Source organism: Loktanella sp. SALINAS62, assembly GCF_018263905.1.
Classification (GTDB): Bacteria; Pseudomonadota; Alphaproteobacteria; order Rhodobacterales; family Rhodobacteraceae; genus Loktanella.
The window spans coordinates 101,022-124,420 of the sequence record NZ_JAAFZU010000028.1 but is presented as its reverse complement, the minus strand read 5'-3'; the positions used below and the strand labels follow the sequence as shown (position 1 = coordinate 124,420).

The 23,399-nt window shown below is 60.3% G+C and carries 24 protein-coding genes; 13 read left to right on the top strand and 11 right to left on the bottom strand.

Going from position 1 to position 23,399, the window contains the following annotated elements:
- The 4 genes from GZH79_RS19030 to GZH79_RS10770 form a co-directional block, all read left to right on the top strand.
- A partial coding sequence (locus tag GZH79_RS19030; RefSeq protein ID WP_249219114.1) for an alanine:cation symporter family protein occupies positions 1-438 on the top strand: 438 nt, incomplete at its 5' end.
- 40 nt (positions 439-478) lie between these two features.
- Positions 479-2,332 (top strand): ABC-F family ATP-binding cassette domain-containing protein, encoded by a 1,854-nt coding sequence (locus tag GZH79_RS10780; protein ID WP_211643787.1) that lies wholly within the window; start codon positions 479-481, stop codon positions 2,330-2,332.
- A 33-nt stretch (positions 2,333-2,365) separates the two neighbouring features.
- A complete protein-coding gene (locus GZH79_RS10775; protein ID WP_211643786.1) occupies positions 2,366-2,992 on the top strand; it encodes a MarC family protein in 627 nt (208 codons plus the stop codon).
- 34 nt (positions 2,993-3,026) lie between these two features.
- A complete protein-coding gene (locus GZH79_RS10770) occupies positions 3,027-3,587 on the top strand; it encodes a TIGR02281 family clan AA aspartic protease (protein WP_249219113.1) in 561 nt (186 codons plus the stop codon).
- Between the two features lie 111 nt (positions 3,588-3,698).
- Here the strand turns inward: GZH79_RS10770 and recG are convergent, their stop codons facing one another.
- The 4 genes from recG to GZH79_RS10750 all read right to left on the bottom strand — a co-directional run bounded on the left by recG (position 3,699) and on the right by GZH79_RS10750 (position 9,317).
- Positions 3,699-5,789 (bottom strand): ATP-dependent DNA helicase RecG, encoded by a 2,091-nt coding sequence (gene recG, locus GZH79_RS10765; RefSeq protein ID WP_211643784.1) that lies wholly within the window; start codon positions 5,787-5,789, stop codon positions 3,699-3,701.
- Positions 5,786-8,008, bottom strand: a complete 2,223-nt coding sequence (gene ligA, locus GZH79_RS10760; protein WP_211643874.1) for an NAD-dependent DNA ligase LigA — start codon at positions 8,006-8,008, stop codon at positions 5,786-5,788. Before ligA ends, recG begins: the two co-directional genes overlap by 4 nt.
- Positions 8,009-8,236: 228 nt before the next feature.
- On the bottom strand, positions 8,237-8,950 hold the full coding sequence (ctrA, locus tag GZH79_RS10755; RefSeq protein ID WP_211643783.1) for a response regulator transcription factor CtrA: 714 nt from the start codon (positions 8,948-8,950) through the stop codon (positions 8,237-8,239).
- Between the two features lie 88 nt (positions 8,951-9,038).
- Positions 9,039-9,317 carry a DUF1153 domain-containing protein gene (locus GZH79_RS10750; RefSeq protein ID WP_211643782.1) on the bottom strand — a complete coding sequence of 93 codons (279 nt, stop codon included), beginning with the start codon at positions 9,315-9,317 and terminating at the stop codon, positions 9,039-9,041.
- Between the two features lie 125 nt (positions 9,318-9,442).
- Between GZH79_RS10750 and mnmA the strand changes: the two genes are divergently transcribed.
- The 7 genes from mnmA to GZH79_RS10715 all read left to right on the top strand — a co-directional run bounded on the left by mnmA (position 9,443) and on the right by GZH79_RS10715 (position 16,568).
- Complete coding sequence (gene mnmA, locus GZH79_RS10745; protein ID WP_211643781.1) at positions 9,443-10,582, top strand: tRNA 2-thiouridine(34) synthase MnmA; 1,140 nt, start codon at positions 9,443-9,445, stop codon at positions 10,580-10,582.
- Positions 10,583-10,689: 107 nt separating this feature from the next.
- Entirely contained in the window at positions 10,690-12,123 is a 1,434-nt protein-coding gene (locus GZH79_RS10740; protein WP_211643780.1) for a PQQ-dependent sugar dehydrogenase, read from the top strand.
- A 110-nt stretch (positions 12,124-12,233) separates the two neighbouring features.
- Positions 12,234-13,097, top strand: coding sequence for an ATPase (locus GZH79_RS10735; protein WP_211643779.1), 864 nt, complete (start codon positions 12,234-12,236; stop codon positions 13,095-13,097).
- A gap of 36 nt (positions 13,098-13,133) precedes the next feature.
- On the top strand, positions 13,134-14,057 hold the full coding sequence (gene metA, locus GZH79_RS10730) for a homoserine O-succinyltransferase (protein ID WP_211643778.1): 924 nt from the start codon (positions 13,134-13,136) through the stop codon (positions 14,055-14,057).
- Positions 14,041-15,042, top strand: a complete 1,002-nt coding sequence (locus GZH79_RS10725; RefSeq protein ID WP_249219112.1) for an alpha/beta hydrolase — start codon at positions 14,041-14,043, stop codon at positions 15,040-15,042. Before metA ends, GZH79_RS10725 begins: the two co-directional genes overlap by 17 nt.
- A 40-nt stretch (positions 15,043-15,082) precedes the next feature.
- Positions 15,083-15,961, top strand: coding sequence for a polyphosphate kinase 2 (gene ppk2, locus GZH79_RS10720; protein ID WP_211643777.1), 879 nt, complete (start codon positions 15,083-15,085; stop codon positions 15,959-15,961).
- A complete protein-coding gene (locus tag GZH79_RS10715; RefSeq protein ID WP_211643776.1) occupies positions 15,954-16,568 on the top strand; it encodes a TetR/AcrR family transcriptional regulator in 615 nt (204 codons plus the stop codon). The genes ppk2 and GZH79_RS10715 overlap by 8 nt, the downstream gene beginning before the upstream one ends.
- A gap of 6 nt (positions 16,569-16,574) precedes the next feature.
- Here GZH79_RS10715 and GZH79_RS10710 read toward each other — a convergent pair whose 3' ends face one another.
- From GZH79_RS10710 to rplM, 5 genes are all read right to left on the bottom strand, one after another.
- Positions 16,575-17,657, bottom strand: coding sequence for an ABC transporter ATP-binding protein (locus tag GZH79_RS10710; protein ID WP_211643775.1), 1,083 nt, complete (start codon positions 17,655-17,657; stop codon positions 16,575-16,577).
- Positions 17,654-18,454, bottom strand: a complete 801-nt coding sequence (locus GZH79_RS10705; RefSeq protein ID WP_211643774.1) for an ABC transporter permease — start codon at positions 18,452-18,454, stop codon at positions 17,654-17,656. The genes GZH79_RS10710 and GZH79_RS10705 overlap by 4 nt, the downstream gene beginning before the upstream one ends.
- Positions 18,451-19,323, bottom strand: a complete 873-nt coding sequence (locus GZH79_RS10700; RefSeq protein WP_211643872.1) for an ABC transporter permease — start codon at positions 19,321-19,323, stop codon at positions 18,451-18,453. The genes GZH79_RS10705 and GZH79_RS10700 overlap by 4 nt, the downstream gene beginning before the upstream one ends.
- Before the next feature lie 151 nt (positions 19,324-19,474).
- Positions 19,475-19,987, bottom strand: a complete 513-nt coding sequence (gene rpsI, locus GZH79_RS10695; RefSeq protein WP_211643773.1) for a 30S ribosomal protein S9 — start codon at positions 19,985-19,987, stop codon at positions 19,475-19,477.
- On the bottom strand, positions 19,987-20,448 hold the full coding sequence (gene rplM / locus GZH79_RS10690) for a 50S ribosomal protein L13 (protein ID WP_211643772.1): 462 nt from the start codon (positions 20,446-20,448) through the stop codon (positions 19,987-19,989). Before rplM ends, rpsI begins: the two co-directional genes overlap by 1 nt.
- Positions 20,449-20,644: 196 nt before the next feature.
- On the opposite strand from rplM, the gene GZH79_RS10685 reads away from it, so the two are divergent.
- On the top strand, positions 20,645-21,133 hold the full coding sequence (locus tag GZH79_RS10685) for a 2'-5' RNA ligase family protein (RefSeq protein ID WP_249219111.1): 489 nt from the start codon (positions 20,645-20,647) through the stop codon (positions 21,131-21,133).
- On the opposite strand, the gene GZH79_RS10680 is transcribed toward GZH79_RS10685, so the two are convergent.
- On the bottom strand, positions 21,130-22,530 hold the full coding sequence (locus tag GZH79_RS10680) for a PLP-dependent aminotransferase family protein (RefSeq protein WP_211643770.1): 1,401 nt from the start codon (positions 22,528-22,530) through the stop codon (positions 21,130-21,132). The genes GZH79_RS10685 and GZH79_RS10680 overlap by 4 nt on opposite strands.
- 88 nt (positions 22,531-22,618) lie before the next feature.
- On the opposite strand from GZH79_RS10680, the gene GZH79_RS10675 reads away from it, so the two are divergent.
- Positions 22,619-22,846, top strand: coding sequence for a DUF1127 domain-containing protein (locus GZH79_RS10675; RefSeq protein ID WP_211643769.1), 228 nt, complete (start codon positions 22,619-22,621; stop codon positions 22,844-22,846).
- A gap of 1 nt (position 22,847) precedes the next feature.
- On the opposite strand, the gene GZH79_RS10670 is transcribed toward GZH79_RS10675, so the two are convergent.
- The gene (locus tag GZH79_RS10670) at positions 22,848-23,270 is read right to left on the bottom strand and encodes a PaaI family thioesterase (RefSeq protein WP_211643768.1); all 423 of its coding nucleotides are present in this window, start codon (positions 23,268-23,270) and stop codon (positions 22,848-22,850) included.
- Positions 23,271-23,399: the final 129 nt, after the last annotated feature.

Here is a 23,399-nt window from a genome sequence, read left to right as displayed (position 1 = left end):
CTGACGCAGAACGCGCTGTCCGAACACATTGGTGCGGCGGGTCCGGCATTTGTTGCGATTGCGATCCTGTTCTTTGCCTTCACCTCGATCATCGGGAATTATTCCTATGCGGAAAATGCGATGGAATTTCTGGGGCTTGGGACTCGGATGCCGTTGCTGGTGCTAAAAGTGGCTGCAATGGCGATGGTCGTCTGGGGGGCCGTGCAACCGGTATCGACGGTGTTCAATTTCGCAGATGCCAGCATGGCCGTCATGGCCACGATCAACCTTGTGGCGATCGTGATTCTGTCGGGTACGGTGCATGCGCTGACGCGCGACTATTTCCAGCAACGCAAGGCCGGCAAGGAGCCATTGTTCCGCTTTGCCGATCACCCCAACCTCGACAAGGGGATCGATCCGACCATCTGGAACAAAGATGTAGAGGCCGAACGCCGCTAAACCGCTTTCAGGTGGCGCGCCGCTCTGCTAGAGGCGCGCCATGCTGAAATTTTCTGACATCACCTATTCCGTCGAAGGCCGCACCCTGCTGGAGGGCGCGACCGTCACAATTCCAACCGGCCACAAGGTTGGGCTGGTCGGGCGCAACGGCACCGGCAAGACCACGCTGTTCCGGATCATCCGGGGCGAAATGGTGCTGGATACCGGCACCATCGACATGCCACGCGGCTGGAAGATCGGCGGCGTCAGCCAAGAAGTGCCCGGCAACGAGGTCAGCCTGATCGACACCGTGCTGCGCGCCGACAGCGAACGCGAAGCCTTGCTGGCAGAGGCAGAGACTGCCACCGATCCGACCCGTATCGCGGACATTCAGGTCCGCCTGTCGGACATCGACGCATGGAGCGCTGAAGCCCGCGCCAGTACCATCCTGAAAGGTCTGGGGTTCACCGACGACGAACAGCGCATGCCCTGTTCCGCCTTTTCGGGCGGTTGGCGGATGCGCGTCGCTCTGGCCGCCGTGCTGTTTGCCGAACCAGACCTGCTGCTGCTGGACGAACCGACCAACTATCTCGACCTTGAAGGCGCGTTGTGGCTAGAAGCCTATATCGGCAAATACCCCCATACCGTGCTGATTGTCAGCCACGACCGCGAACTGCTGAACCGGTCCGTGGGCGGTATTCTGCACCTCGAAAACAAGGGGCTGACGTATTACACCGGCCCCTACGACCAATTCGCCCGCCAGCGCGCCGAAAAGATCGCGCTGTTGACCTCTGCTGCGAAAAAGCAGGACGCGAAACGCGAACACCTGCAGGCCTTTGTCGACCGTTTCAAGGCCAAGGCATCCAAGGCCAAGCAAGCGCAGTCGCGCGTCAAGGCGCTGGAAAAGATGGAAACGATCCGTGTGCCCGCCGATGCGGCGCGCACCGTGTTCACCTTTCCTGAACCCGAAGAGCTGTCGCCGCCGATCATCGCGACCGAAGGTGCGGCCGTGGGTTACGGCAACCAGATCATCCTGCACGACCTGAACCTGCGGATCGATCAGGACGACCGGATCGCCCTGCTGGGCCGCAACGGCGAAGGCAAATCGACCCTGTCGAAAATGCTGTCGGGCCGACTGGATGTCGCACGCGGCAAGATGGTCAGTTCCAACAAGCTGCGCATCGGCTTTTTCGCGCAGCATCAGGTGGACGAGCTGCGGATCGATGAAACACCGCTGGACCATCTGTTCCGCGAACGTCCCGAAGAAGGTCAGGCCAGGTTGCGGGCGCGTCTGGCGGGTTTCGGTCTGGGTGCGGATCAGGCCGAAACCGCCGTGGGCCGTCTGTCAGGCGGGCAAAAGGCGCGTCTGTCGCTGCTGCTGGCCACCCTGCCCGCGCCGCATCTGCTGATCCTTGACGAACCGACCAACCACCTTGACATCGAAAGCCGCGAGGCGCTGGTCGAAGCACTGACCGCCTACAGCGGCGCGGTCATCCTTGTCAGTCACGACATGCACCTGTTGTCGATGGTGGCCGACCGGCTGTGGCTGGTCAAAGGCGGGCACGTCAAACCCTATGACGACGATCTTGCAAGCTACCGCAAGATGCTGCTGACACCCGACAAGCCGACAAAATCCGAAAAGCCCGCCGCGCCCAAGGTCAAGAAACCGACCCGCGACGAGATTTTGGCGCTTCGCAGCGAGGCCCGCAAAGCCGAAGAACGCGTGACAAAGATTAACGACATGCGCGACAAATTGGCCAAGAAACTGGCCGATCCTGCGCTATACGAAGATACACGGATCGGTGAGCTTGCGACCTGGAACAAGAAATACGCCGAAGTCATGGACGGGTTGAACCGTGCCGAAGCGATGTGGATGCAGGCACTGGAAAAGCTGGAGCAGGCGGAAAAGGCCTGATCCGGCCCCCCTCTCGCACCGGAAAAGGATACGATGACCGATTTCGCCACCCTGATCACCGCATTCACGGCCATGTTCATTGTGATCGATCCCATCGGCATGGCGCCCCTCTTCGTGGCGATGACGCAGGGGATGAAAACATCGCACCGCCGCGCCATTGCGATCCGCGCCTGTCTGGCGGGCATGATCATCCTGTTGATCTTTGCCTTCACCGGAGAGGCGCTGCTGGATTTCATCGGCATTTCGATGCCCGCGTTCCGCATCGCGGGTGGCGTCCTGCTGTTCCTGACAGCACTCGACATGTTGTTCGAACGCCGCCAGCAACGCCGAGAAGACAATTCATCCGACCATCTGGACCCGGCCAGCGATCCGTCGATCTACCCCCTTGCGATCCCGCTGATTGCCGGACCCGGTGCCATCGCCACAATCATCCTGCTGACCGGACAGGCTGATTCCGCCTTGGGGTTCGGGGCGGTGCTGGGGGTCATGGTCATCGTCATCGGCATCGTCTTTGCCTTGTTCATGGCCGCCCCATTGCTGGAACGCGCGCTGGGCAAGACCGGCATCAACGTGGTGACCCGTTTGCTGGGGATGCTTCTGGCCGCACTTGCAGTGCAGTTCATTCTGGACGGGCTCAAGGGTTTCGGTCTGGCGGGCTGATCCCTATATCTGCGTCATGAACACAGATCAGATCATGCAAATCACGTTTCTGGCCCTGATGGGCGGGGCGATTTTCGTCAGCTACCTTGTCAGCCAGCGCGGGCAGATGGGGAAGGTCGCGCAACAGGCATCCATCTGGGGCCTGATCTTTGTGGGTGTGATCGCCGCCGTGGGGCTGTGGGGTGATATCAGCCGCGATGTGCTGCCGCGCCAGTCCGTGACAACCACGGGCGATGTGGTGCTGCCACAGCAGGCTGATGGGCATTACTATATCCGGCTGGGCGTGAACGGCGTGCCTGTCGATTTCGTCGTCGATACCGGGGCCAGCCAGATGGTGCTGAACCGTGATGACGCCCGGCGCGTGGGACTTGACCCCGACACCCTGCGCTATCTGGGCAGCGCCAACACGGCCAACGGCGTCGTCCAGACAGCCCCGGTGCTGCTGGACAGCGTCACGCTGGGCGATGTCACCGAAACCGACGTGCCCGCCGTCGTCAACGGCGGCGAAATGTTCGGCTCTTTGCTGGGGATGACTTACCTCAGCCGGTTTTCAAACATCCAGATTCGCAACGGCGAACTGGTCCTGACCCGATAGGAATATTTGATGCGTCCGTTTGTGATGATGACTTTGCTGATCGGGCTTGTGGCCTGTGCAGCACCGCAAACCGCCCTGCCAGACGATTTCGACGCTACGTTCGCGTTCTGATCAACCGACAGAAATCAGCCGGATCGCGCGGTCCTGTTCCATCAGCCACAGCAACACGCGTGCCGCCTTGCCCCGTGGGCTGGTCAGGTCGGGATCGTCGTGCAGCAGCTTGCGGGCATCCGACCGCGCCAATTCCAACAGTGCGGTCTGGCGTTCCAGATCTGCTATTCTGAACCGTGGCAGTCCCGATTGCGCGGTGCCGATCATGTCGCCCGCACCGCGCATGGCAAGGTCTTCTTCTGCAATGATAAATCCGTCTTCGGTGTCGCGCATGATCGACAGGCGGCGCTGGCCCGTTTCAGACAACGGACCCTGATACATCAGCAGACACGTCGATGCTGCGGCCCCGCGCCCGACCCTGCCGCGTAACTGGTGCAACTGTGCCAGACCAAAGCTTTCGGCCCGTTCAATCAACATGATCGACGCATTGGGCACATCGACACCGACCTCGATCACCGTGGTGGCCACCAACACCTTGGTGTCGCCTGCAACGAACCGCGCCATCGCGGCATCCTTGTCCGCCGGGAGCATCTGGCCGTGCACCAGCCCGACGATACCTTCACCAAGGGCGGCGCGCAGGCGTTTGAACCGGTCTTCGGCGGCGGTCATGTCGCTGACCTCTGATTCTTCGACCAGCGGGCAGACCCAATAGGCTTGCCGCCCTTCGGACACGGCGGTGCGCAGGCGCTCAACCACCTGATCCATTCGGTCGGTGGATACCAATGCGGTTGTGACGGGCGTGCGGCCGGGCGGTTTTTCGTCCAGCACGCTCAGGTCCATTTCCCCGAACTGCGTCAGCGACAACGATCGCGGGATCGGCGTGGCCGTCATCACCAGTACGTCGACCGCTTGCCCCTTTGCCCCCAGTTCCATGCGCTGCGTTACGCCGAACCGGTGCTGTTCGTCCACCACGGCCAGCCGTAGATCGTGAAACTGCACATCGGGCTGAAACACGGCATGGGTCCCCACAAGGATCTGGATGTCACCCGCCGCCAGTGCGGCCAGTTTCGCCTGCCGTTCGCGGCCCTTGTCGCGGCCCGTCAGGATTTCAAGCACGACACCCGCCTGTTCGGCCAGCGGACGCAGCCCTTGCAAATGTTGCCGCGCAAGGATTTCGGTGGGGGCCATCATCACACCCTGCCCGCCCGCTTCGACCGCAATCAAAAGGCTCATCAGGGCGACAAGCGTTTTGCCTGCGCCCACGTCGCCCTGCAACAGACGGTTCATCCGATGCGGCGCGCCAAGGTCGGCCGCGATTTCGCCGATGGCGCGGGTTTGCGCCCCCGTTGGCGTATAGGGCAGCGCCGCCAGCACCTTGTCCCGTATCCGTCCATCGCCACGCGTTTTGCGGCCCGGCTTTTGCCGCACCCGCGCACGGGCAAGTGCCAGCGTCAACTGATGGGCGAATAGCTCGTCATAGGCCAGTCGTTTGCGCGCGACCGACAAGGGCGACAGATCGGTGCTGGCTTGCGGCCCGTGCGCCCGGGTCAGTGCGGTGATCCAGTCGGGCCAGCCTTCACGCGCAATCAGGGGCGGGTCGACCCATTCTGCCAGTGGCGGCGTCTTGGCCAGCGCGTCGCGGACCGCCTTGAACATCAGTTTTTGCGTGACACCGGATGTCAGCGGATAAACAGGTTCATAGTCCGGCAGGGTATCTGCGTCTTCGGGCAGTACCACATGATCGGGATGGGCCATCTGCGCAATTCCGTCGAACAGTTCGATCCGGCCCGATACGACACGGCGCTGCCCCGTCGGCAGCAATTTTTGCAGGTAGTCGCCGCGCGCGTGAAAATAGACCAGCGTGAAATCAGCCTGCGAATCGCGCACCGCGACGCGGTAAGGCCGCCCCTTGGTTGCAGGGGCATGGTGCTGTCCGATCACGACCTCGACCGTGGCGACGCCGGGCGGCACGATATCGGTGATGCTGTCTCGGCGGTGCCTGTCGATGCCGGACACAGGCAGTGTCATCAGCAGATCACGCGGTGTTCTGATCCCGATCTGTTCCAACGACCGGGCTGATTTCGGCCCGACGCCCGCAAGCGTGCTGACTTCAGCGAACAGCGGAAACAGAACCTCTGGCCGCTGGCTCATGCGTCGCCGATCAGCGCAAGCCAGGCGTCTTCGTCGATGGTTTCGACACCAAGCTTGGCCGCCTTGTCCGATTTTGATCCCGATCCGGGCCCTGCAATCAGCAAATCGGTTTTCGCGCTGACCGATCCTGCAACCTTGGCCCCCAGCGATTCCGCGCGTGCCTTGGCTTCGGCGCGGGTCATCTTTTCCAGTGTCCCGGTGAACACGACCGTCTTTCCTGCAACGGGGCTTTGGATGTTATCCGTCGCCACGACAGGCTGCACGTCCAGATGGTCCAGCAGTCGCTGGATCGATGCGCGTTCCGCGTTCTGCTGAAATGTCGTGACCAGCGACACGGCGACACTGGCACCGATGCCATCAATGCCGACCAGATCTTCCCATGCCGCCTTGGCTGCGGGATCAAGATCGCTCCATACGGCGTCGCGCGCCGGTTTGATACGGGCGCGCCGGTTTTCATCCGCAGCGGCCATGCGTTCGGCGGCTTCTGCTGCGTCGGCGTCCAGCTGTGCCGCGGCTGCGGGTCCGGCCAGATCAACCGCATGCATCAACGCGTCCCAAGTGCCAAAGTGACGGGCCAGATCGGCGGCGGCGACTTCGCCCACATGGCGGATGCCAAGCGCGAATATCAGGCGATTCAGCGGGATACTGCGTTTTTCGTCAATCGCTGCGAACAGGTTCCGCACGCTTGTCGGCCCAAACCCGTCGCGGTTTTCCAGCTTGGCCAAACTGGCCGCATTGCGCTGCTGCAGCGTAAAAATATCCGCAGGCTCGCGCACCGGCAGCGCGGCGTCGGCAAAAAAGTATTCAACCTGTTTCGCCCCCAGACCTTCGATGTCGAATGCGGCGCGGCTGACAAAATGGCGCAGTTTTTCGATCGCTTGCGCGGGGCAGATCAATCCGCCTGTGCAACGGCGCACGGCGTCGCCTTCATCACGGACAGCGTCCGATCCACATTCGGGGCAGGAAGTTGGAAAGTCATAGGGTTGCGCGGTATCAGGACGGCGCGACAAATCGACGTTCGAAACCTTTGGGATCACATCGCCAGCGCGGTACACTTCGACCCAGTCACCGATCCGGATATCCGCACCGCCCCGGATCATGGTGCCGTCGGCGCTGCGTCCGGAAATATAGTCTTCGTTATGCAAGGTGGCGTTGGACACGACGACACCACCGACAGTCACCGGCGTCAGGCGCGCGACCGGTGACAGCGCGCCCGTGCGGCCAACCTGGATGTCTATTCCTTCAACTTTTGTCCACGCCAGTTCGGCGGGGAATTTATGCGCGATGGCCCAGCGCGGCGTGGTCGACCGGAACCCAAGTCGCCGCTGATAGTCCAGATTGTCGACCTTGTAGACGACACCGTCGATATCGTAGCCCAGCGTCGCGCGGTCAGCAGCGATCCGGTCGTAGTGTGTGATCAGCGCGTCCGGACCATCGCAGCGCGCGGTCAACGGATTGGTGTCGAACCCCAGATCAGACAACCGTGCGATTGCCCCGGCCTGCGTGTCGGCAAGCGGTTCCGACACCTCGCCCCAGGCGTAGGCAAAAAAATGCAGCGGTCGGTCGCGGGTGACGTTGGGGTCAAGCTGGCGCAACGACCCAGCAGCCGCGTTGCGCGGGTTGGCAAATGTTTTCGCACCCGCCGCCGCCTGTCGCGTGTTGAGGTCGGCAAAGTCATCGTGCCGCATGTAAACCTCGCCGCGGACTTCCAGCACGTCGGGCGCATGCGTCAGCGTTTGCGGAATGGATGCAATCGTGCGGGCGTTTTCAGTGACATTTTCGCCCGTGGCGCCGTCACCACGGGTGGCAGCCTGCACCAGTTGACCGTTTTCATATCTGACGGAAAGCGAAAGACCATCAATCTTGGGCTCTGCCGTATAGTGTAGCGGTTGATCGCCGGGCAGGTTCAGGTAACGGCGAATCCCACTATCGAAATCGACGATATCCGCTGCTTTGAACGCATTTCCCAACGACATCATCCGAACCCGGTGAGCCACTTTGCCAAATCCGTCCGTAACCGGCGCACCGACCCGGTCACTGGGGCTGTCGTCACGTTTCAGGTCCGGAAACGCGGCTTCTATCGCAGCGTTACGCTGTTTCAGTGCGTCATAGGTTGCGTCGTCGATCACCGGATCGTCGTCGCTGTAATAGGCCGAATTCGCCCGGTTCAACTGCACCGCCAGATCCGCAAGCGCGCGCGCCGCATCGTCGCGGTCCATATCCGCAGCTGCGATGGCTGCGGTATCGTTATCAGTCGTATCGTGCTGTCCCATTTGGCGCCCTTGGTTCGTCAGATCCGCCGCGGCGGCGATGCGACGAACCTAGGGGCCGACCGGGACAACGTCCAGATTGCCTGTTCACGGGCGCGGGCCAATTTGGCCGACGGGCGGTCGCGTCGTTCGCCCCCCATCCGGCCGCGATCATATCCCGTCGAATACCCCCGCGTATTAAGCTCCGATCGCCAATGGTGCCTTGACTGCGCGGGTTTCAGGGTCGCGCAGCACGTAACCGCGCCCCCAGACGGTTTCGATGAAATTATCGCCACCTGTTGCCTCGCTCAATTTCTTGCGCAACTTGCAGATAAAGACGTCGATGATCTTCAGTTCCGGTTCGTCCATGCCACCATAAAGATGGTTCAGAAACATTTCCTTGGTCAGCGTTGTCCCTTTGCGCAGGGAAAGCAATTCCATCATCTGATATTCCTTGCCCGTCAGATGCACAGTCTGTCCGTCGACTTCGACGGTTTTTCCGTCCAGATTGACGGCGATGGACCCCGTGGTGATGATCGACTGCGCATGACCTTTGGACCGGCGAATGATCGCATGGATTCGTGCGACCAATTCTTCGCGGTGGAACGGTTTCGTCAGGTAATCATCCGCACCGAAACCGAAACCTTTTAGTTTGCTGTCGGTATCGTCTTCACCCGACAGGATCAGAATGGGCGTATCGATGCGGGCAAGGCGCAACTGGCGCAGCACGTCGTAGCCGGTCATATCGGGCAGGTTCAGATCCAGAAGCACCAGATCGTAGTCGTATAGCTTCGCCAGATCGACGCCTTCTTCGCCCAAATCCGTGCTGTAAACGTTCAGATTGGCATGGCTCAACATCAGTTCGATGCTTTTGGATGTGGTGGGATCGTCTTCTATCAACAGGACTCTCATACGGTTCTCCGTTCGTGAATATGAAAACAATTTGCCCATTAAGTCTTAACGACACATTAGCGTCCGCAGAAAAGTCTGCCCTCTCATCCTATGGTTGTCTATATTTTTGCAAAGCCGTCGTTTTCAATGCGTCCCGTCCGTGTTGCATCAGCGCGATTTCCCATTCCGCGAATTCCGCATCCGACAGGTCATATGTGGTCAACGCATCGTCGCGGGTGATCAACCCGTGGATGACGGCGGTCACCACCGTTGCCTTGCGCGATGCAACCCAGCGACGGGTGGTGGGCGGTGGCAGGTCTGCACGGGTCAAGATAGACCCGTCCGGCAGCGTGACCGACCGTGGTCCATTGATCTTGCGTAGAAACATTCGCGTCGTCCTTTCATTGCTGCGCCAATTGGTCACCGAAAACATTTAAGGACTGGTAAGCCCGCGTTGGTGGGTGTAGGGCCAAGGCCCTGTTCCCCACGGGACGCCAGAAAAACGGGTGCCACATGCCACTTGACCAGACGCTCAACAGCCTTGGGTTCGCCAAACCGCCGTCGCAGACCCGCGTGGTCGTGGCGATGTCGGGGGGCGTCGACAGTTCCGTGGTCGCAGCCCAGCTTGCCGAAGAAGGCTATGACGTGGTCGGTGTGACGCTTCAGCTTTACGATCACGGCGCGGCGCTGGCGAAAAAAGGCGCGTGTTGCGCCGGGCGCGACATCCACGACGCCCGCCGCGTGGCCGAAGAAATGGGATTTCCGCACTACGTTCTGGATTACGAAAACACCTTTCGCGAGGCGGTGATCGACGAGTTCGCAGACAGTTATCTGGCGGGTGCGACGCCGGTGCCCTGCATTCGCTGCAACGAACGCGTGAAATTCAAGGATCTTCTGGAAACCGCCAAGGATCTGGACGCCGATTGCATGGCGACCGGCCATTACATCCAGCGCAAGATGGGCGATCACGGGCCGGAATTGCATGCCGCTGCCGACCGCAACCGCGACCAAAGTTATTTCCTGTTCTCGACGACGGCGGAACAGCTGGATTACCTGCGCTTTCCGCTGGGCCATCTGCACAGCAAATCCGAAACCCGCGCGCTGGCGCAACGCTATGGTCTTGGCGTGGCGGATAAACCCGACAGTCAGGACATCTGCTTTGTCCCCAATGGCAATTACGCTGCCGTGATCGAAAAACTGCGCCCCGGTGCCGCCGAACCGGGCGACATCGTCGATACCGCGGGCCGTGTGCTGGGTCAGCACAACGGCGTGATCCACTATACCATCGGGCAGCGGCGCGGGCTGGGCATCGGCGGATTGGCCGATCCGCTTTATGTGGTGAAACTGGATGTTGACGCACGCCGCGTGATCGTCGGTCCAAAAGAGTTGCTGGCGACGCGGCGGGTGCCGCTGCGTGAAATCAACTGGCTGGGCGACGGCGGGCTTATGGCCGGTGGCGCGCGTCAGATCGCGGTCAAGTGCCGGTCGACAAAGCCGCCGACCGACGCGATCCTGCGTCCGATTTCCGACACAGAGGCAGAAGTCGAATTGCTGGCCGCCGAAGAAGGTATCAGCCCCGGACAGGCCTGTGTGTTCTACGATCCCGACAGCACCCGCGTGCTGGGCGGCGGCTGGATCTGGCGGGGATACTGACCCCGCCTTGTGCGGTTTGCGCGCCCGGTCAGGTGTCGCGCGGAACCCTGCCGCAGTCCATTCGTTTGTTTGGTCAATGCTTTGACCGAACAATGATTGGAACCCTTATGACCGCTCGCATTATCCTGACGACCAGTGTCGCCACGGCGATGTTCACATTGCCCGCATTTGCCCAAGACGACGGGCCAGACCCGATTCCATCGGCGTCCGCTACACCGACCGAAGAACGCACCGTCGGCCTGTCGTTTGTCTATACGATGGATCAGGCACCGCAGCCTTATACCGGGCCGGCCGTCAACAATACCCCCCTGACACTGACAGATACGCCACCCCGTCTGAACCTGCCCGACGGATTCAGCGCCACGCTGTTTGCGCAATTGGCAGATGCCCCCCGTCAGGTGGAGGTCTTACCCAACGGCGACGTGCTGGTCGCCCATCAGTCTGCCGGTTACATCGGTCTTTTGCGCGATACGAACGGTGACGGCCAGACCGACACCATTTCGCGCTATGCCGAACCGTTCACCGCCCCCTACGGTGTGCACTACCGCGATGGCGTCGATGGCCCGCAAATTCTGGTGGCCGATGTGCAGGGCATCTGGGCGATGCCCTATACCGAAGATCGCATCCGCATCGTCGGCGCTGAAACCAAGCCCGTGACAGAGGTGCCAAAAGACGAGCGTGTCCCGCAGCACGATTTTTCCGGCCAGCAGATGATCACACCCGAAGGTGCGTTCGGTGACGGCCCATTCGGCCACGTCAACCGCGACATCGCAATCGGTGACGACGGCACATTGTATGTCGGGATCGGCTCGAACGGTAATATTTCCGTCGAACCGGGGGTGCCTGCAACGATCCAGGCCTTTGCGCCGGATGGCGCGCTGATCGGCACCGTGGCGACGGGTGTGCGCAACCCAGCCGGTCTGGCGATCCATCCCGATACGGGCGATCTGTTTGCCGTTGTGCAGGAACGGGATGGCACCGGCGACGATCTGGTGCCGGATTTCCTGATCAACGTGCAGCAAGACGCGTTCTATGGCTGGCCCTATGCCTATATCGGGCAGAACCCGCAGCCGGGTTTCGCTGATCTGGCGCCCGATCAGGTGGCCGCCACTGTCACGCCTGATCTGCTGTTCCAGCCGCATTCCGCCACGATGGATCTTGAATTCCCCGAAGATCCGTCAACCCTGCCCGCGCAGTATCGTGACGGGGCGTTCATCGCGTTCAAAGGATCGTGGAACCGCACACAGCCGACCGGCTACAAGGTCGTCTTTGCCCCGTTTGAAAACGGAATGCCCGTCGGCACCTACGAAAACTTTGCCACTGGATTTTGGGTCGAAAACGATCAGCGGGCAGAAGTCTGGGGCCGTCCCGTCGACGTGGAATTCGGCCCTGACGGTGCCATGTTCATCGCCGACGACACCGGAAACACGATTTGGCGTGTGACCTATGACGGTGATCTGCAGGACGATGCGGCCGAAGACACGCAGATGGACGCCGCACCACAAGACGATGCCGACACGCAAGCTGATGACAGCGAATGATCTGACCGTGACCCCGCATCGACAGCGATGTGGGGTCATCGCACCGCGCGGCATCGGTCGGGATGCAAGACCACTGGCACTTTACTGTGACCTCGCCTAAGCCTGTGCCCATGATTTACAAATCCGCATCAGACTGGCTGTCGGCCCCGCAAAAACGTGTGTTGTTCTTTGGCATGTCCGGTCTGGGCAAGACTTATCTATCGTCGATGCTGCGCGAAACGGGGGACTGGTTTCACTATTCCATCGATTACCGCATCGGCACCCGCTACATGGGTGAATTGATCGCAGACAATGCCAAGCGCGAAGCGATGAAAGTGCCGTTCCTGCGCGACCTGCTGCGATCCGACAGCATCTATATCGGGTCCAACATTTCGTTCAACGATCTTAAACCGGTGTCGTCCTATCTGGGCAAACCGGGTGATCCGGCCAAGGGCGGTTTGATCTGGGATGAATACACCCGCCGTCAGGACCAGTTCCAACGATCAGAGGTGGCGGCCCTGCTGGATACCGGCCATTTCATCGACCGCAGCCACGATTTGTATCAATACCCGCATTTCGTCTGCGACACGGGCGGTTCGATTTGCGAATGGGTTGATCCATCCGATCCCGCCGACCCGATCCTGACACATCTGTCCACACGCACGTTGATGGTCTGGATCGAAGGCACGGACGAACATATGGCGGAACTGATCCGCAGATTCGACCGCGAACCCAAACCGATGTCTTATGATCCGGTGTTCCTGCTGGACACATGGCACGCCTATCTGGCGGAACATGACGTGGAGGCCGACCACGTCGATCCCGACCATTTCATCCGTTGGGCATTTTCAAAAGCGCTGGCACATCGCCAGCCCCGATACCGCGCAATGGCCGATAGCTGGGGTCTGACGGTCGGCATGTCGGACGTCATGGGGGTCCATGACGCCGCGGGCTTTGACGCGATGATTGCGCATGCCCTTGAGACGCGGGACTAAGCCGCCTATCTGTGCCGCCTTCACAGGAATACGCCCATGCCCATCAAATTGCCTTCTTCCCTGCCCGCCTACACCGTCCTGAACAAGGAAGGCGTCATGGTGCTGGCCGAAGATGCCGCCGACCGCCAGGATATCCGGCCGCTGCGGATCGCGCTGCTGAACCTGATGCCGAAAAAGATCGCCACCGAAAATCAGTTCGCCCGTCTGATCGGTGCGACCCCGTTGCAGATCGAACTGTCACTGATCCGGATGAGCGAACACCAGACCCGCAACACCGCCGCCGCCCATATGGAAGCATTCTATCGCCCGTTTTCCGACGTCGTGGCCACGGGTGAAAAATTTGACGGGCTGATCATCACAGGCGCCCCGATTGAACATTTGGATTTCACCGATGTGACCTATTGGGACGAGCTCAAGCAGGTTTTTGACTGGACCCAGACCCATGTCCATTCAACCTTTGGCGTCTGCTGGGGCGGCATGGCGATGATCAACTATTTCCACGGCGTCCCGAAACACCTGCTGGACGCCAAAAAATTCGGATGCTTCCGCCATACGGTCACAGACCCCGCGTCGCCCTATCTGCGTGGCTTTTCTGATGATTGCGCCATGCCCGTCAGCCGCTGGACCGAAATGCGGCAGGCCGACATCGATGCGGCGGGCGGGTTGCAGACCTTGATCACCAGCCCCGACGCGGGCCCCGCGCTGGTCGAAGACCCGGTGCGCCGCGCGCTTTATGTGTTCAATCACTTTGAATACGACACCGATACGCTGAAACAGGAATACGACCGCGATGTTGCCTCTGGCACACCTGTCAGCCTGCCGGTCAACTACTATCTTGATGACGATCCCTTGAACCCGCCACAGAACAGGTGGCGGTCGCATGCTCACCTTCTATATGGCAATTGGATAAACCAGATTTACCAGACAACAGAGTATGATTTGAATGCGATTGGCGGTTAAGGCCCTGACATGGACGGCTGTGGCCCTTGGCTTGGGCAGTGTTGTGACCGGATGCACAACTGCAATGCGCGTTGATAGTGCAGAAGACAGATTTTCCCCCATGGGGCAATTCGTGACGATCGATGGTGGCGCAAAGGTGCATTACCTGCAGGCCGGCAGCGGCCCCGATCTGGTGTTGATCCACGGTGCGGGTGGCAACATGCGGGATTTCAAATTCGATCTGTTTGACCGCCTGACCGACGATTACCGCGTCACCGCGTTCGACCGCCCCGGTCTGGGCTATACAGACCGCTTTCCGGGCATTCCCGATGGCCCCTTTGCCACAGCAGGCGAAAGCCCGCTGCAACAAGCACTGATGTTGCGGCAGGCGGCCGCAAAGCTGGGGATCGAAAACCCCATCGTCGCCGGACACAGCTTTGGCGGGATTGTCGCGTATCAATGGGCGCTGATGGGGCTGGACGAACCACAGCCGGTCGACGCCGCTGCCGTCGTCAGCTTTGCCGGGGTGGCGATGCCATGGCCCGGCGATCTGGGCGCCTATTACACGATCAACGGCAGCGCGTTCGGCGGTGCCGTCACGATCCCGCTTTTGGCGGCATTTGTGCCGACATCGACCATCAAGAATGCCATCGAATCCACCTTTGCCCCGCAACCGGCGCCCGAAGGCTATGGCGATTTCATTGGTGCGCCGCTGACACTGCGCCCAAAATCGTTCCGCGCCAATGTGCGGCAGGTCAACACCCTGCGACCGCACGTCGTCGAAATGGAAAAACGCTATCCCGAACTTTCGATCCCGATAGAGATCTTGCACGGGACAAAAGACACCACCGTGCCAATCGACATCCACTCTGAACAGATCGTTAAACTCGTGCCTTCGGCCAACCTGACCCGTCTGCCCGGCGTCGGCCACATGCCCCATCACGTGGCCCCCCAAGAAGCGGTCGCCGCCATCGACCGTGCCGCGGCGCGCGCTGGATTGCGCTGACCTGCCGAAGCGTCCAGACTGCGCAAAAAGAGGATGTGCCATGCGACTGCCCTTTGACGGTGCGATCAGCGCCTATTTCCACGACGACGCACCGGACGCTGTGCGCAACCTGATCGCATCCGGCGATGATCCCATTCTGTCCCCGCTCTACCCCCACGCGGAAGAGATCGAGAAAAAGCGATACGAGGCCGAACTGGACGCGCTGCAGATCGAACTGGTCAAGATGCAGACGTGGGCGATTGAAACCGGCGCGCGCATCGCGGTGGTGTTCGAGGGCCGCGACGCCGCTGGCAAGGGCGGCACGATTTCCCGGTTTCGTGAAAACCTGAACCCGCGCTCTGCCCATGTGGTGGCCCTGCCCAAACCGAACGAAGATGAACGGACCCAGTGGTATTTTCAGCGTTATATCAAACACTTGCCAGCTGGCGGTAATATAACGTTTTTCGACCGAAGCTGGTATAACCGCGGTGTTGTCGAACAGGTCTTTGGCTTTTGCACCGCAGATGAACGCGCCCGGTTTTTCGCACAGGTCACGCCATTCGAAAAAATGCTGGTCGAGGACGGGATTCAACTGTTCAAAATCTGGCTGACAGTCGGGCGCGCCGAACAGCTACGCCGTTTTCTGGACCGTGAAAAAGACCCGCTAAAGCACTGGAAACTCAGCATGATCGACGTCAAAGGGTTGGCGCGTTGGGATGATTATTCGGCAGCGATCGGTGAAACGCTGGACCGGACACATACCGACGCGGCCCCTTGGACCGTCATTCTGACTGACGACAAACGCCGCGCACGGCTGAATGCGATCCGGTCCGTCCTGTCCAAGATCGATTATACCAACAAGGACACCGCCGCCTTGGGGGATATCGACACCGCCATCGTCGGCACGCCGCAGTTGTGGCATGCCCGCGGCCATGACTAAACGCGGCTACCACCACGGTAATCTGGCGCAGGCACTGGTGGAGGCCTGTCTGGACCTGATCAAGGTCAAGGGACCGACCGGATTCACCCTGTCCGAAGCCGCGCGCGAGGCGGGGGTGACACCGGCAGCCGTCTATCGCCATTTCGAAGGCCGCGAAGACCTGATCGCAGAAGCCGCATTGCAGGGCTACGCCATCTTTGCAGACCGGATGGAAACGGCATATGCCAAAGGCCAGCCGTCCGACCTGACCGCATTTTTGAACACCGGCACGGCCTATCTGACCTTTGCCCGCGAACACCCCGGCCATTACGTGGCCATGTTCGAAAGCGGTATTTCCATCAATCGTTCGACGGAACTGTTCAAGACAGCACGCCGCGCGCTGGGCGTGATGGAAACAGCCGCAACCGCGCTGTCATCCCATATCCCGGCGGCCAAACGACCACCGCCGCAGATGTTCGCGGCCCATGTCTGGGCCATGTCCCATGGCGTTGTGGAATTGTTCGCGCGCGGCGCCCCCGGCACGCAAAGCCCGTATCCCCCCGATGATCTGCTGGAAACCGGGATCGGGATTTACCTGCGCGGTCTGGGCATCCTGCCGCCCGACTAAGCCGCGTTAGAACAGGACCAGCGCCCGGTCATCCCATGCGATGCGGCAGGTTTCACCCACGTCCAGCACTGGCCGCCCGATCAGGTTTTTCATCGCAATCGTAAGAGGTTGCGGCACGTCTTTGACCCGCACATCGTAATAGGTCATGTCACCATAATAAACGACCTCGTCCACGGTGCCGGGACATTCGTGCCGCCGCGCGGTTTCGCCATCAAACAGAATTGCCAATGTTTCCGGGCGGATACCGACCGACACGTCACCAGTGCGCGCGCCTTCGGGCATCTGATCGGGCGTGATTTGTGCCGCACCGAACCCCGCAATCGTTAGATCAAGCGTGTCGCCCACGGTCTGCACCTGACCCGGCAGGAAATTCATCTTGCCGATGAATTCCGCGACCCGGCGGCTTTTGGGACGCCGGTACAGCGTTTCAGGATCGTCCATCTGGCCGATTTCCCCCGCGAACATCACAGCGATCCGGTCGGACATGACCAGTGCCTCTTCCTGATCGTGTGTCACAAGGATGAATGTGATGCCCACGTGACGTTGCAGGCGGATCAATTCCACCTGCATGTGTTCGCGCATCTTCTTGTCCAGTGCGGACAGTGGCTCGTCCAGCAAAAGCACCTTTGGTTTCAGGATCAGGGCACGGGCAAGCGCCACACGTTGACGTTGACCGCCTGACAGGGCGTGTGCCGCACGCCCGCCAAAGCCCGACAGGCCAACCATGTTCAGCGCTTCTTCGACCAGCGCCTTGTGGTTGGCCTTGTCGATATCCTTGCGCGTGCGCAGACCAAAGGCGACGTTTTGCGCAACGCTCAGATGCGGAAAGATGGCATAGGACTGGAACACCATGTTGGTCGGCCGCTTGTTGGGCGGCACGTCTTTCATGTTCTTGTCGGAAATCATCACGGTGCCACCCGACACGCCTTCGAACCCGGCAATGACGCGCAAAAGCGTGGTCTTGCCGCAGCCCGATGGCCCCAGCAGGGAAAAGAATTCGCCCGCCCGGATTGTCAGGTCGATATCGCGCAACGCATGATAATCGCCATAGTATTTGTTGACGCCGCGCAACTGGATCAGATCGGTCAAAGGAAACCCCCGGTGTCTTTTCCGCCCGACCGCGCGAGGCCGCGACGGCGGAAAACCTCTGCAATGGTCAGCAGGATGATGGACAGGCCCACAAGGATCGTCCCCAGTGCCATGACGACGGGCAATTGCGCCGGAAAGCGCAGCAAGCCCCAGATATAAACAGGCAGGGTCGGGTTCGACCCCGTCAGGAAGAACGCGATGATGAATTCATCCAGCGATATCGTGAATGCGATCAGCATCGATGAAATGATCCCCGGCATGACCAGCGGCAACGTCACCAACCGGAACGCCGACCAACGGGTTTCACCCAGATCAAGCGCCGCCTCTTCCATGGCAGGATCAAGGTTGCCAAACGCCCCGTTCAGGATGGCGATGGAAAACGGGGTGCAGATCAGCACGTGCGCCATGATGATCGTCCAGTTGCCCAGATCCAGCCCCAGGACTTGCCGCAGGATCACCAACAGCGACACCGCCACAATGATTTCGGGCAGCACCAGCGGCAGCATGACAAACCCGGTGATCCCGCCCTTGCCCGGAAAATGCGACATCGCCGCAGCCCGCGCCGCACACATACCCAGAAGCGTGGAAAACACCGCCGTACAGCCCGCGATGATCAGTGAATTCCCAAGGGCCGCGTGCAATGATTTGTTGGTCTGCAAGGCGGCAAACCATTCGGTTGTCATACCTGACAGCGGAAACGCGATAATCGTTGCATCGTTGAATGCAAAGACCGGCAGCAGCAAGATCGGCGCATACAGAAAGATCAGATAGGCGATGGCATAGATACGCAAGCTCATCGGCGCGCCCTCAGCCAGCGGCGGTTCAGAAAGACGAACGCCAATGCAACGGCGGTGACGCAGACCATCGCGACGATGGCCAGTGCAGCGCCCAAGGGGGCGTTGTTCAATTGCAAAAACTGGGTCTGGATCATGTTGGCGATCAGTTTGCCACCCGCCCCACCCATCAGTTCGGGTGTGACGTAATCCCCGATGGTGGGGATGAATACGATCAGAACCGCGCCCACGACGCCGGGCATCGACAGCGGCAACGTCACCCGAAAGAACGTTGAAAAGCGGCTTTCCCCCAGATCCTGCGATGCTTCCAACAGCGACCGGTCGATTTTTTCCAGCACGACAAAAATGGGTAGGATCGCAAACGGTGCAAATGCATGGGCAAGCGTGATGATCACCGCGTTCACATTATACAGGATGAACGTCAACGGCGCGTCGATTATGCCAACCTGCAACAGGGCAGAGTTGATCACGCCGTTGTAGCCAAGGATCACCTTCCACAGAAATACGCGGATCAGATAGCTGGTCCAGAACGGAATGGTGATCAAAAACAGCCACAGCGATTTTTTCGACGGTGCGACGTGGAAACTGACAAAATAGGCAACCGGATAGGCAAGGATCACCGTGACCGCCGTCACGATCCCCGACACCATCAACGATCTTTGCAAAAGCATTGCATAGATCGGGCTGTCGGCAATCTCTCGGTAGTTGTCCAAGGTGAACGTCGTATCCACCGTCATGAAATCCTGCGTCCAGAAACTGAACAGCAAGATGGCCCCAAGCGGCACCGCGAGCAGCAGCAACGCATAGACGAACGGAATACCCAACAGACGAATCGCCCGTGTCTGGTCTTGCGTTATGTTACGGGGCCACATCATCAGACGATGTTCAAATCCTAAGCGGTAAAGATCAATGGCAAATTGACGCGCCGACACACCAAAGAAACACGTCTGCCTGCATGCTGCGCCAAGATGCAAAAAGGGCGCCCCAAAAGACGCCCTTTTCCGCAAATTGATAAAGCGCAGCTTAACGCTTGGAGAACTGGAAGCTCTTACGGGCTTTCGCCTTGCCGTACTTCTTACGTTCAACAACGCGGCTGTCGCGGGTCAGGAAACCAGCGGCTTTCAGCGCGGGGCGCAGCGACGGGTCAAACAGTTGCAGCGCCTTGGATACGCCGTGCTTGACCGCACCGGCTTGACCGGACAGGCCGCCACCCTTGACGGTTGCGACGACGTCGAACTGACCTGCGACACCGGCAACCGAAAACGGCTGTGCCAGGATCATCTGCAGCACCGGGCGCGCGAAATAGACGCCCATTTCCTTGCCGTTGACAGTGACCTTGCCGGAACCCGGCTTGATCCAGACGCGTGCGACGGCGTCCTTACGCTTGCCTGTGGCATAGGACCGGCCGAGTTCATCCTTGATGGATTCGCGCGGTGCGGCCTGTGTCGTGGCTTCGGGGTCTGTGCCCTGAACGCCGCCGATATCGGCGTTCACGGCGCCGCCAAGCTCTTCGAGGGAGTTGATCTGGTCAGCCATTATGCAGTCCTCGTGTTCTTCTTGTTCATGGACGCAACGTCCAGAATCTCGGGCTTCTGGGCTTCCATGCCGTGCTCTGCACCGGCAAAGATGCGCAGGTGCGTCAGCTGCGTGTTGCGCAGCTTGTTGCCGGGAAGCATGCGCTTGACGGCCTGAAACACAACGCGCTCAGGATGCGCGCCAGTCAGGATTTCGTCCTTCGTCTTGGACTTGATGCCGCCGGGGTGGCCGGTGTGCCAGTAGAATTTTTCGTCGCGCTTCTTGCCGGTCAACTGGACCTTGTCGGCATTGATCACGATGACGTTGTCACCCATGTCCATATGCGGCGTAAAGGTCGGCTTGTGCTTGCCACGCAGGCGCATGGCGATGACGGACGCAAGACGGCCCAGAACGAGGCCTTCGGCGTCGATCAGAATCCATTTCTTGTCGATATCCGCCGGAGTCGCGGTATAAGTTTTCATTATCTCACCAAGGGTCTAAGGGGCCGCAGGGCCCGTCATTCGGATAGGCGGCTTATACGGCCCCTGCGCGTCGCGTCAAGCGCAGATACCCCGGTAAAAACTCGTGAAATCAATGCCTTAAAATTGCGGTATCAAAATACCCCATAAATCTTGCCCTGAATGGTCCGCAATCTAGGTCCGGGGCATGGATGACCCGATGATTTTGACCCTCGCACTGGATAAAACCGCGTTTGCGTGGCTTGATGATCTGCGTCAGACGCATTTCCCGGACCGTGGATATCGGCTGCCCGCGCATCTGACATTGTTCCATAACCTGCCTGCCCGGCATCGCGATCATATCGACGCGCGACTCGACCGACTGTGCGCCGCAACCGCGCCATTTCCGATGACCGCGACACGGGTGATGGATTTGAACCCAGGGGCCGCGATCCACATCGAAAGCGAAACACTAAAGGTTTGGCGGGCAGCGCTTGCCGATGGTTGGTCGGACTGGCTGACCCCGCAGGACCGCCATTTTCATGCCCATGTCACGATCCAGAACAAGGTGACGCCCGCCGCCAGCGTGTATCCGCAGCTTGCACGGGATTTCACGCCCTTTCCAATCGTGGCGACAGGCCTGCAGCTGTGGCACTATCGCGGTGGGCCTTGGGTCCATGATCGGACCATCACATTTACTGGACCCTAGACCGAAATCCGCGCCGGCGGGCTGTCCATCAGATCACGCAGTTGCACCATGGCCTGCGCGAATTGGGCGTGCTGGATCATGCCGTTGACCGCGATGCGCACGGCATGCACGGCCCGGCTGTCACGGTGCAGAAAGCTTTCAGACGGCTTAAGGTGAATGCCGCGCGCCTTTGCGCCTTCGACAAAAGCGTTGACCCGCCAGCTTGCTGGCAATGGCAGCCACAGGAACGGCACGCCCGGCACATGGCCGGGGTGACAGTCGGCAAACGTCGCGGCGGCAACTCCGATATCCTGATCGATCCGGCCCCGCACCCGCGCCAAAACGCCAGGCAATTCGGGCGACCGTAAAAGTGCGGCGTATAGATCCGTCAGCATGGGTGATACGCCAAACGACTGGCCCGCCGCCGTGCGCACCAGATCGGCGGTTGACGGTTTTGGCGCGACAACAAAACCGATCCGCAACGCCGGAGAAATCGTTTTGGACGGGCTGGCGACATGCCACCCCAGCGTTGGTAGCAGCGCGCGGTAACTGGGCCCCGTGCGGACGATCCGCGCATAGCAATCATCATCGATCACATGCAGGCCGTGGCGCACCGCAATGTCTGCGATAATGCGCCGCCGGGCGGGGCTGGTGGCCTGCCCGGTCGGATTGTTCACCTCTGATGCGGTGCAATAGACTTGGGCGCCATGCTGGCGCAGCAGCGCTTCGAACATGCGCGGGTCGGGGCCTTCGGCATCCCAAGGCACAGGGATCAGTTCGGCACGGCACAGATCGGCCGCACTGCGAAACCCGTTATAGCTGATCGCGTCCCCCAAGATCACCGGATTTGGCCCACGCAGAATGGCCTGCAGGATCATCACGATCCCGTTCTGCCCCCCGTTGGACAGCACCACGTCTTCGACGTCCGCAGGCCCGATGTCCGGGGACAACGTCGCGTGAAACGCGACGCGGGCGGCATGGTCCGATGTCCGGCTGGGATAGCGCATCAAACGGCTGGACGGCATCGCCGCCATGACCTGCGCCAGACAACGCGCCATCAGGGCCGATTGTCCGACCTCTGGCATGCGGGGTCCGATCAGGTTGACCTCTTCGGGGCCATCGGGTCCGGAATCGGCGGTCAGCACGGCATCGGGCACCGCTGCCAGTTGCGCCACATAGGTGCCGCGCCCCACACCTGCGGTCAGCACACCTGCGTCGATCAGCAGACGGTACGCGCGCGCCGCCGTGCCGGGCGTCACCCCCACCTTCCACGCCAGATCGCGGACCGGGGGCAGCTTTTGCCCCGTTGCCAGATCGCCAGAGGCAATTCCATCGCGGATCGCGCCCGCCAGACGGTCGTACTTTGGCCGTCGGTCTTGCCCATCCGGCAGCGACGGACTCCACTTTGTATCGGTCACAATGTTTCTCTGGCGAATAGGATTTACGGATTGTATCCACTCAATAGGCAATTACGCCGATTGTGTCAATACAATAGGAAGGCACCCCATGTCACACGCCCTTCATCCCGCACAACTTGCATGGCTTGACGGCCAGGCCGTCCTGCCAAAGGCCGCCCAGATTTGCGTGGCGCTGGCGGTGATCCTGACCGTGTGGGATTTGCGTCGCCGCACCCGAAAGCATTTGCAGACACTAGAGCCCGCGCAACTGCGCGACGTGGGCCTGACACAGGGTCAGGCCGAAAAAGAGGCTGCAAAGCCGTTCTATCAAACCTGATTTAGCGCGCGGGCGGGATCGCATAGGTCAAGGTCGCCCGTGCCACCGGGGCATCCATGCCTTTGGAAAACAGCAGCGCGTCACCGACGGCCAGTGACCTGCCCAGCTTTAGCAGCCGGGTCTGGCACAAAAGGTCGACGCCCGCCGCTGGCTTGCGCATGAAATCGATGGAACAATTCGTTGTCACCGCCAGCGCCACGGGTCCAAGCCGTGACAGCACGGCCAGATAAACGGACACATCCGCAAGCGCAAACATCGACGGCCCCGATACCGTGCCACCGGGCCGCAAGTGTCGTTCAGCCACTTTCAGCCGGACCGTCAGTTCAGCGTCGGACAAGGCGTCGATGGCAAAATCCGTGCCGACCTGTGGAAATTCCCGGATCAGAAAACCCTCCAGATCCTGTTTCGTCATCCGCAGTGTCATGCTGACAGCCCTTCCTCGTGATCGACACAGGGAACCACGCGGCATGCGACGTGACAATCGCAAACGCAGGCACAGGACAAAGTCGACGCCGGGGCAACTGCAAACAAGCGCACAGAAAAAATGATTTTC

Excerpts from the sequence above, each read along its gene's own strand:
- GZH79_RS10780 (WP_211643787.1), top strand. The coding sequence starts at position 479 with ATGCTGAAATTTTCTGACATCACCTATTCCGTCGAAGGCCGCACCCTG.
- GZH79_RS10775 (WP_211643786.1), top strand. The coding sequence starts at position 2,366 with ATGACCGATTTCGCCACCCTGATCACCGCATTCACGGCCATGTTCATT.
- GZH79_RS10770 (WP_249219113.1), top strand. The coding sequence starts at position 3,027 with ATGCAAATCACGTTTCTGGCCCTGATGGGCGGGGCGATTTTCGTCAGC.
- recG (WP_211643784.1), bottom strand. The coding sequence starts at position 5,789 with ATGAGCCAGCGGCCAGAGGTTCTGTTTCCGCTGTTCGCTGAAGTCAGC.
- ligA (WP_211643874.1), bottom strand. The coding sequence starts at position 8,008 with ATGGACCGCGACGATGCGGCGCGCGCGCTTGCGGATCTGGCGGTGCAG.
- ctrA (WP_211643783.1), bottom strand. The coding sequence starts at position 8,950 with ATGAGAGTCCTGTTGATAGAAGACGATCCCACCACATCCAAAAGCATC.
- GZH79_RS10750 (WP_211643782.1), bottom strand. The coding sequence starts at position 9,317 with ATGTTTCTACGCAAGATCAATGGACCACGGTCGGTCACGCTGCCGGAC.
- mnmA (WP_211643781.1), top strand. The coding sequence starts at position 9,443 with ATGCCACTTGACCAGACGCTCAACAGCCTTGGGTTCGCCAAACCGCCG.
- GZH79_RS10740 (WP_211643780.1), top strand. The coding sequence starts at position 10,690 with ATGACCGCTCGCATTATCCTGACGACCAGTGTCGCCACGGCGATGTTC.
- GZH79_RS10735 (WP_211643779.1), top strand. The coding sequence starts at position 12,234 with ATGATTTACAAATCCGCATCAGACTGGCTGTCGGCCCCGCAAAAACGT.
- metA (WP_211643778.1), top strand. The coding sequence starts at position 13,134 with ATGCCCATCAAATTGCCTTCTTCCCTGCCCGCCTACACCGTCCTGAAC.
- GZH79_RS10725 (WP_249219112.1), top strand. The coding sequence starts at position 14,041 with ATGCGATTGGCGGTTAAGGCCCTGACATGGACGGCTGTGGCCCTTGGC.
- ppk2 (WP_211643777.1), top strand. The coding sequence starts at position 15,083 with ATGCGACTGCCCTTTGACGGTGCGATCAGCGCCTATTTCCACGACGAC.
- GZH79_RS10715 (WP_211643776.1), top strand. The coding sequence starts at position 15,954 with ATGACTAAACGCGGCTACCACCACGGTAATCTGGCGCAGGCACTGGTG.
- GZH79_RS10705 (WP_211643774.1), bottom strand. The coding sequence starts at position 18,454 with ATGAGCTTGCGTATCTATGCCATCGCCTATCTGATCTTTCTGTATGCG.
- GZH79_RS10700 (WP_211643872.1), bottom strand. The coding sequence starts at position 19,323 with ATGTGGCCCCGTAACATAACGCAAGACCAGACACGGGCGATTCGTCTG.
- rpsI (WP_211643773.1), bottom strand. The coding sequence starts at position 19,987 with ATGGCTGACCAGATCAACTCCCTCGAAGAGCTTGGCGGCGCCGTGAAC.
- rplM (WP_211643772.1), bottom strand. The coding sequence starts at position 20,448 with ATGAAAACTTATACCGCGACTCCGGCGGATATCGACAAGAAATGGATT.
- GZH79_RS10685 (WP_249219111.1), top strand. The coding sequence starts at position 20,645 with ATGATTTTGACCCTCGCACTGGATAAAACCGCGTTTGCGTGGCTTGAT.
- GZH79_RS10675 (WP_211643769.1), top strand. The coding sequence starts at position 22,619 with ATGTCACACGCCCTTCATCCCGCACAACTTGCATGGCTTGACGGCCAG.
- GZH79_RS10670 (WP_211643768.1), bottom strand. The coding sequence starts at position 23,270 with ATGACACTGCGGATGACGAAACAGGATCTGGAGGGTTTTCTGATCCGG.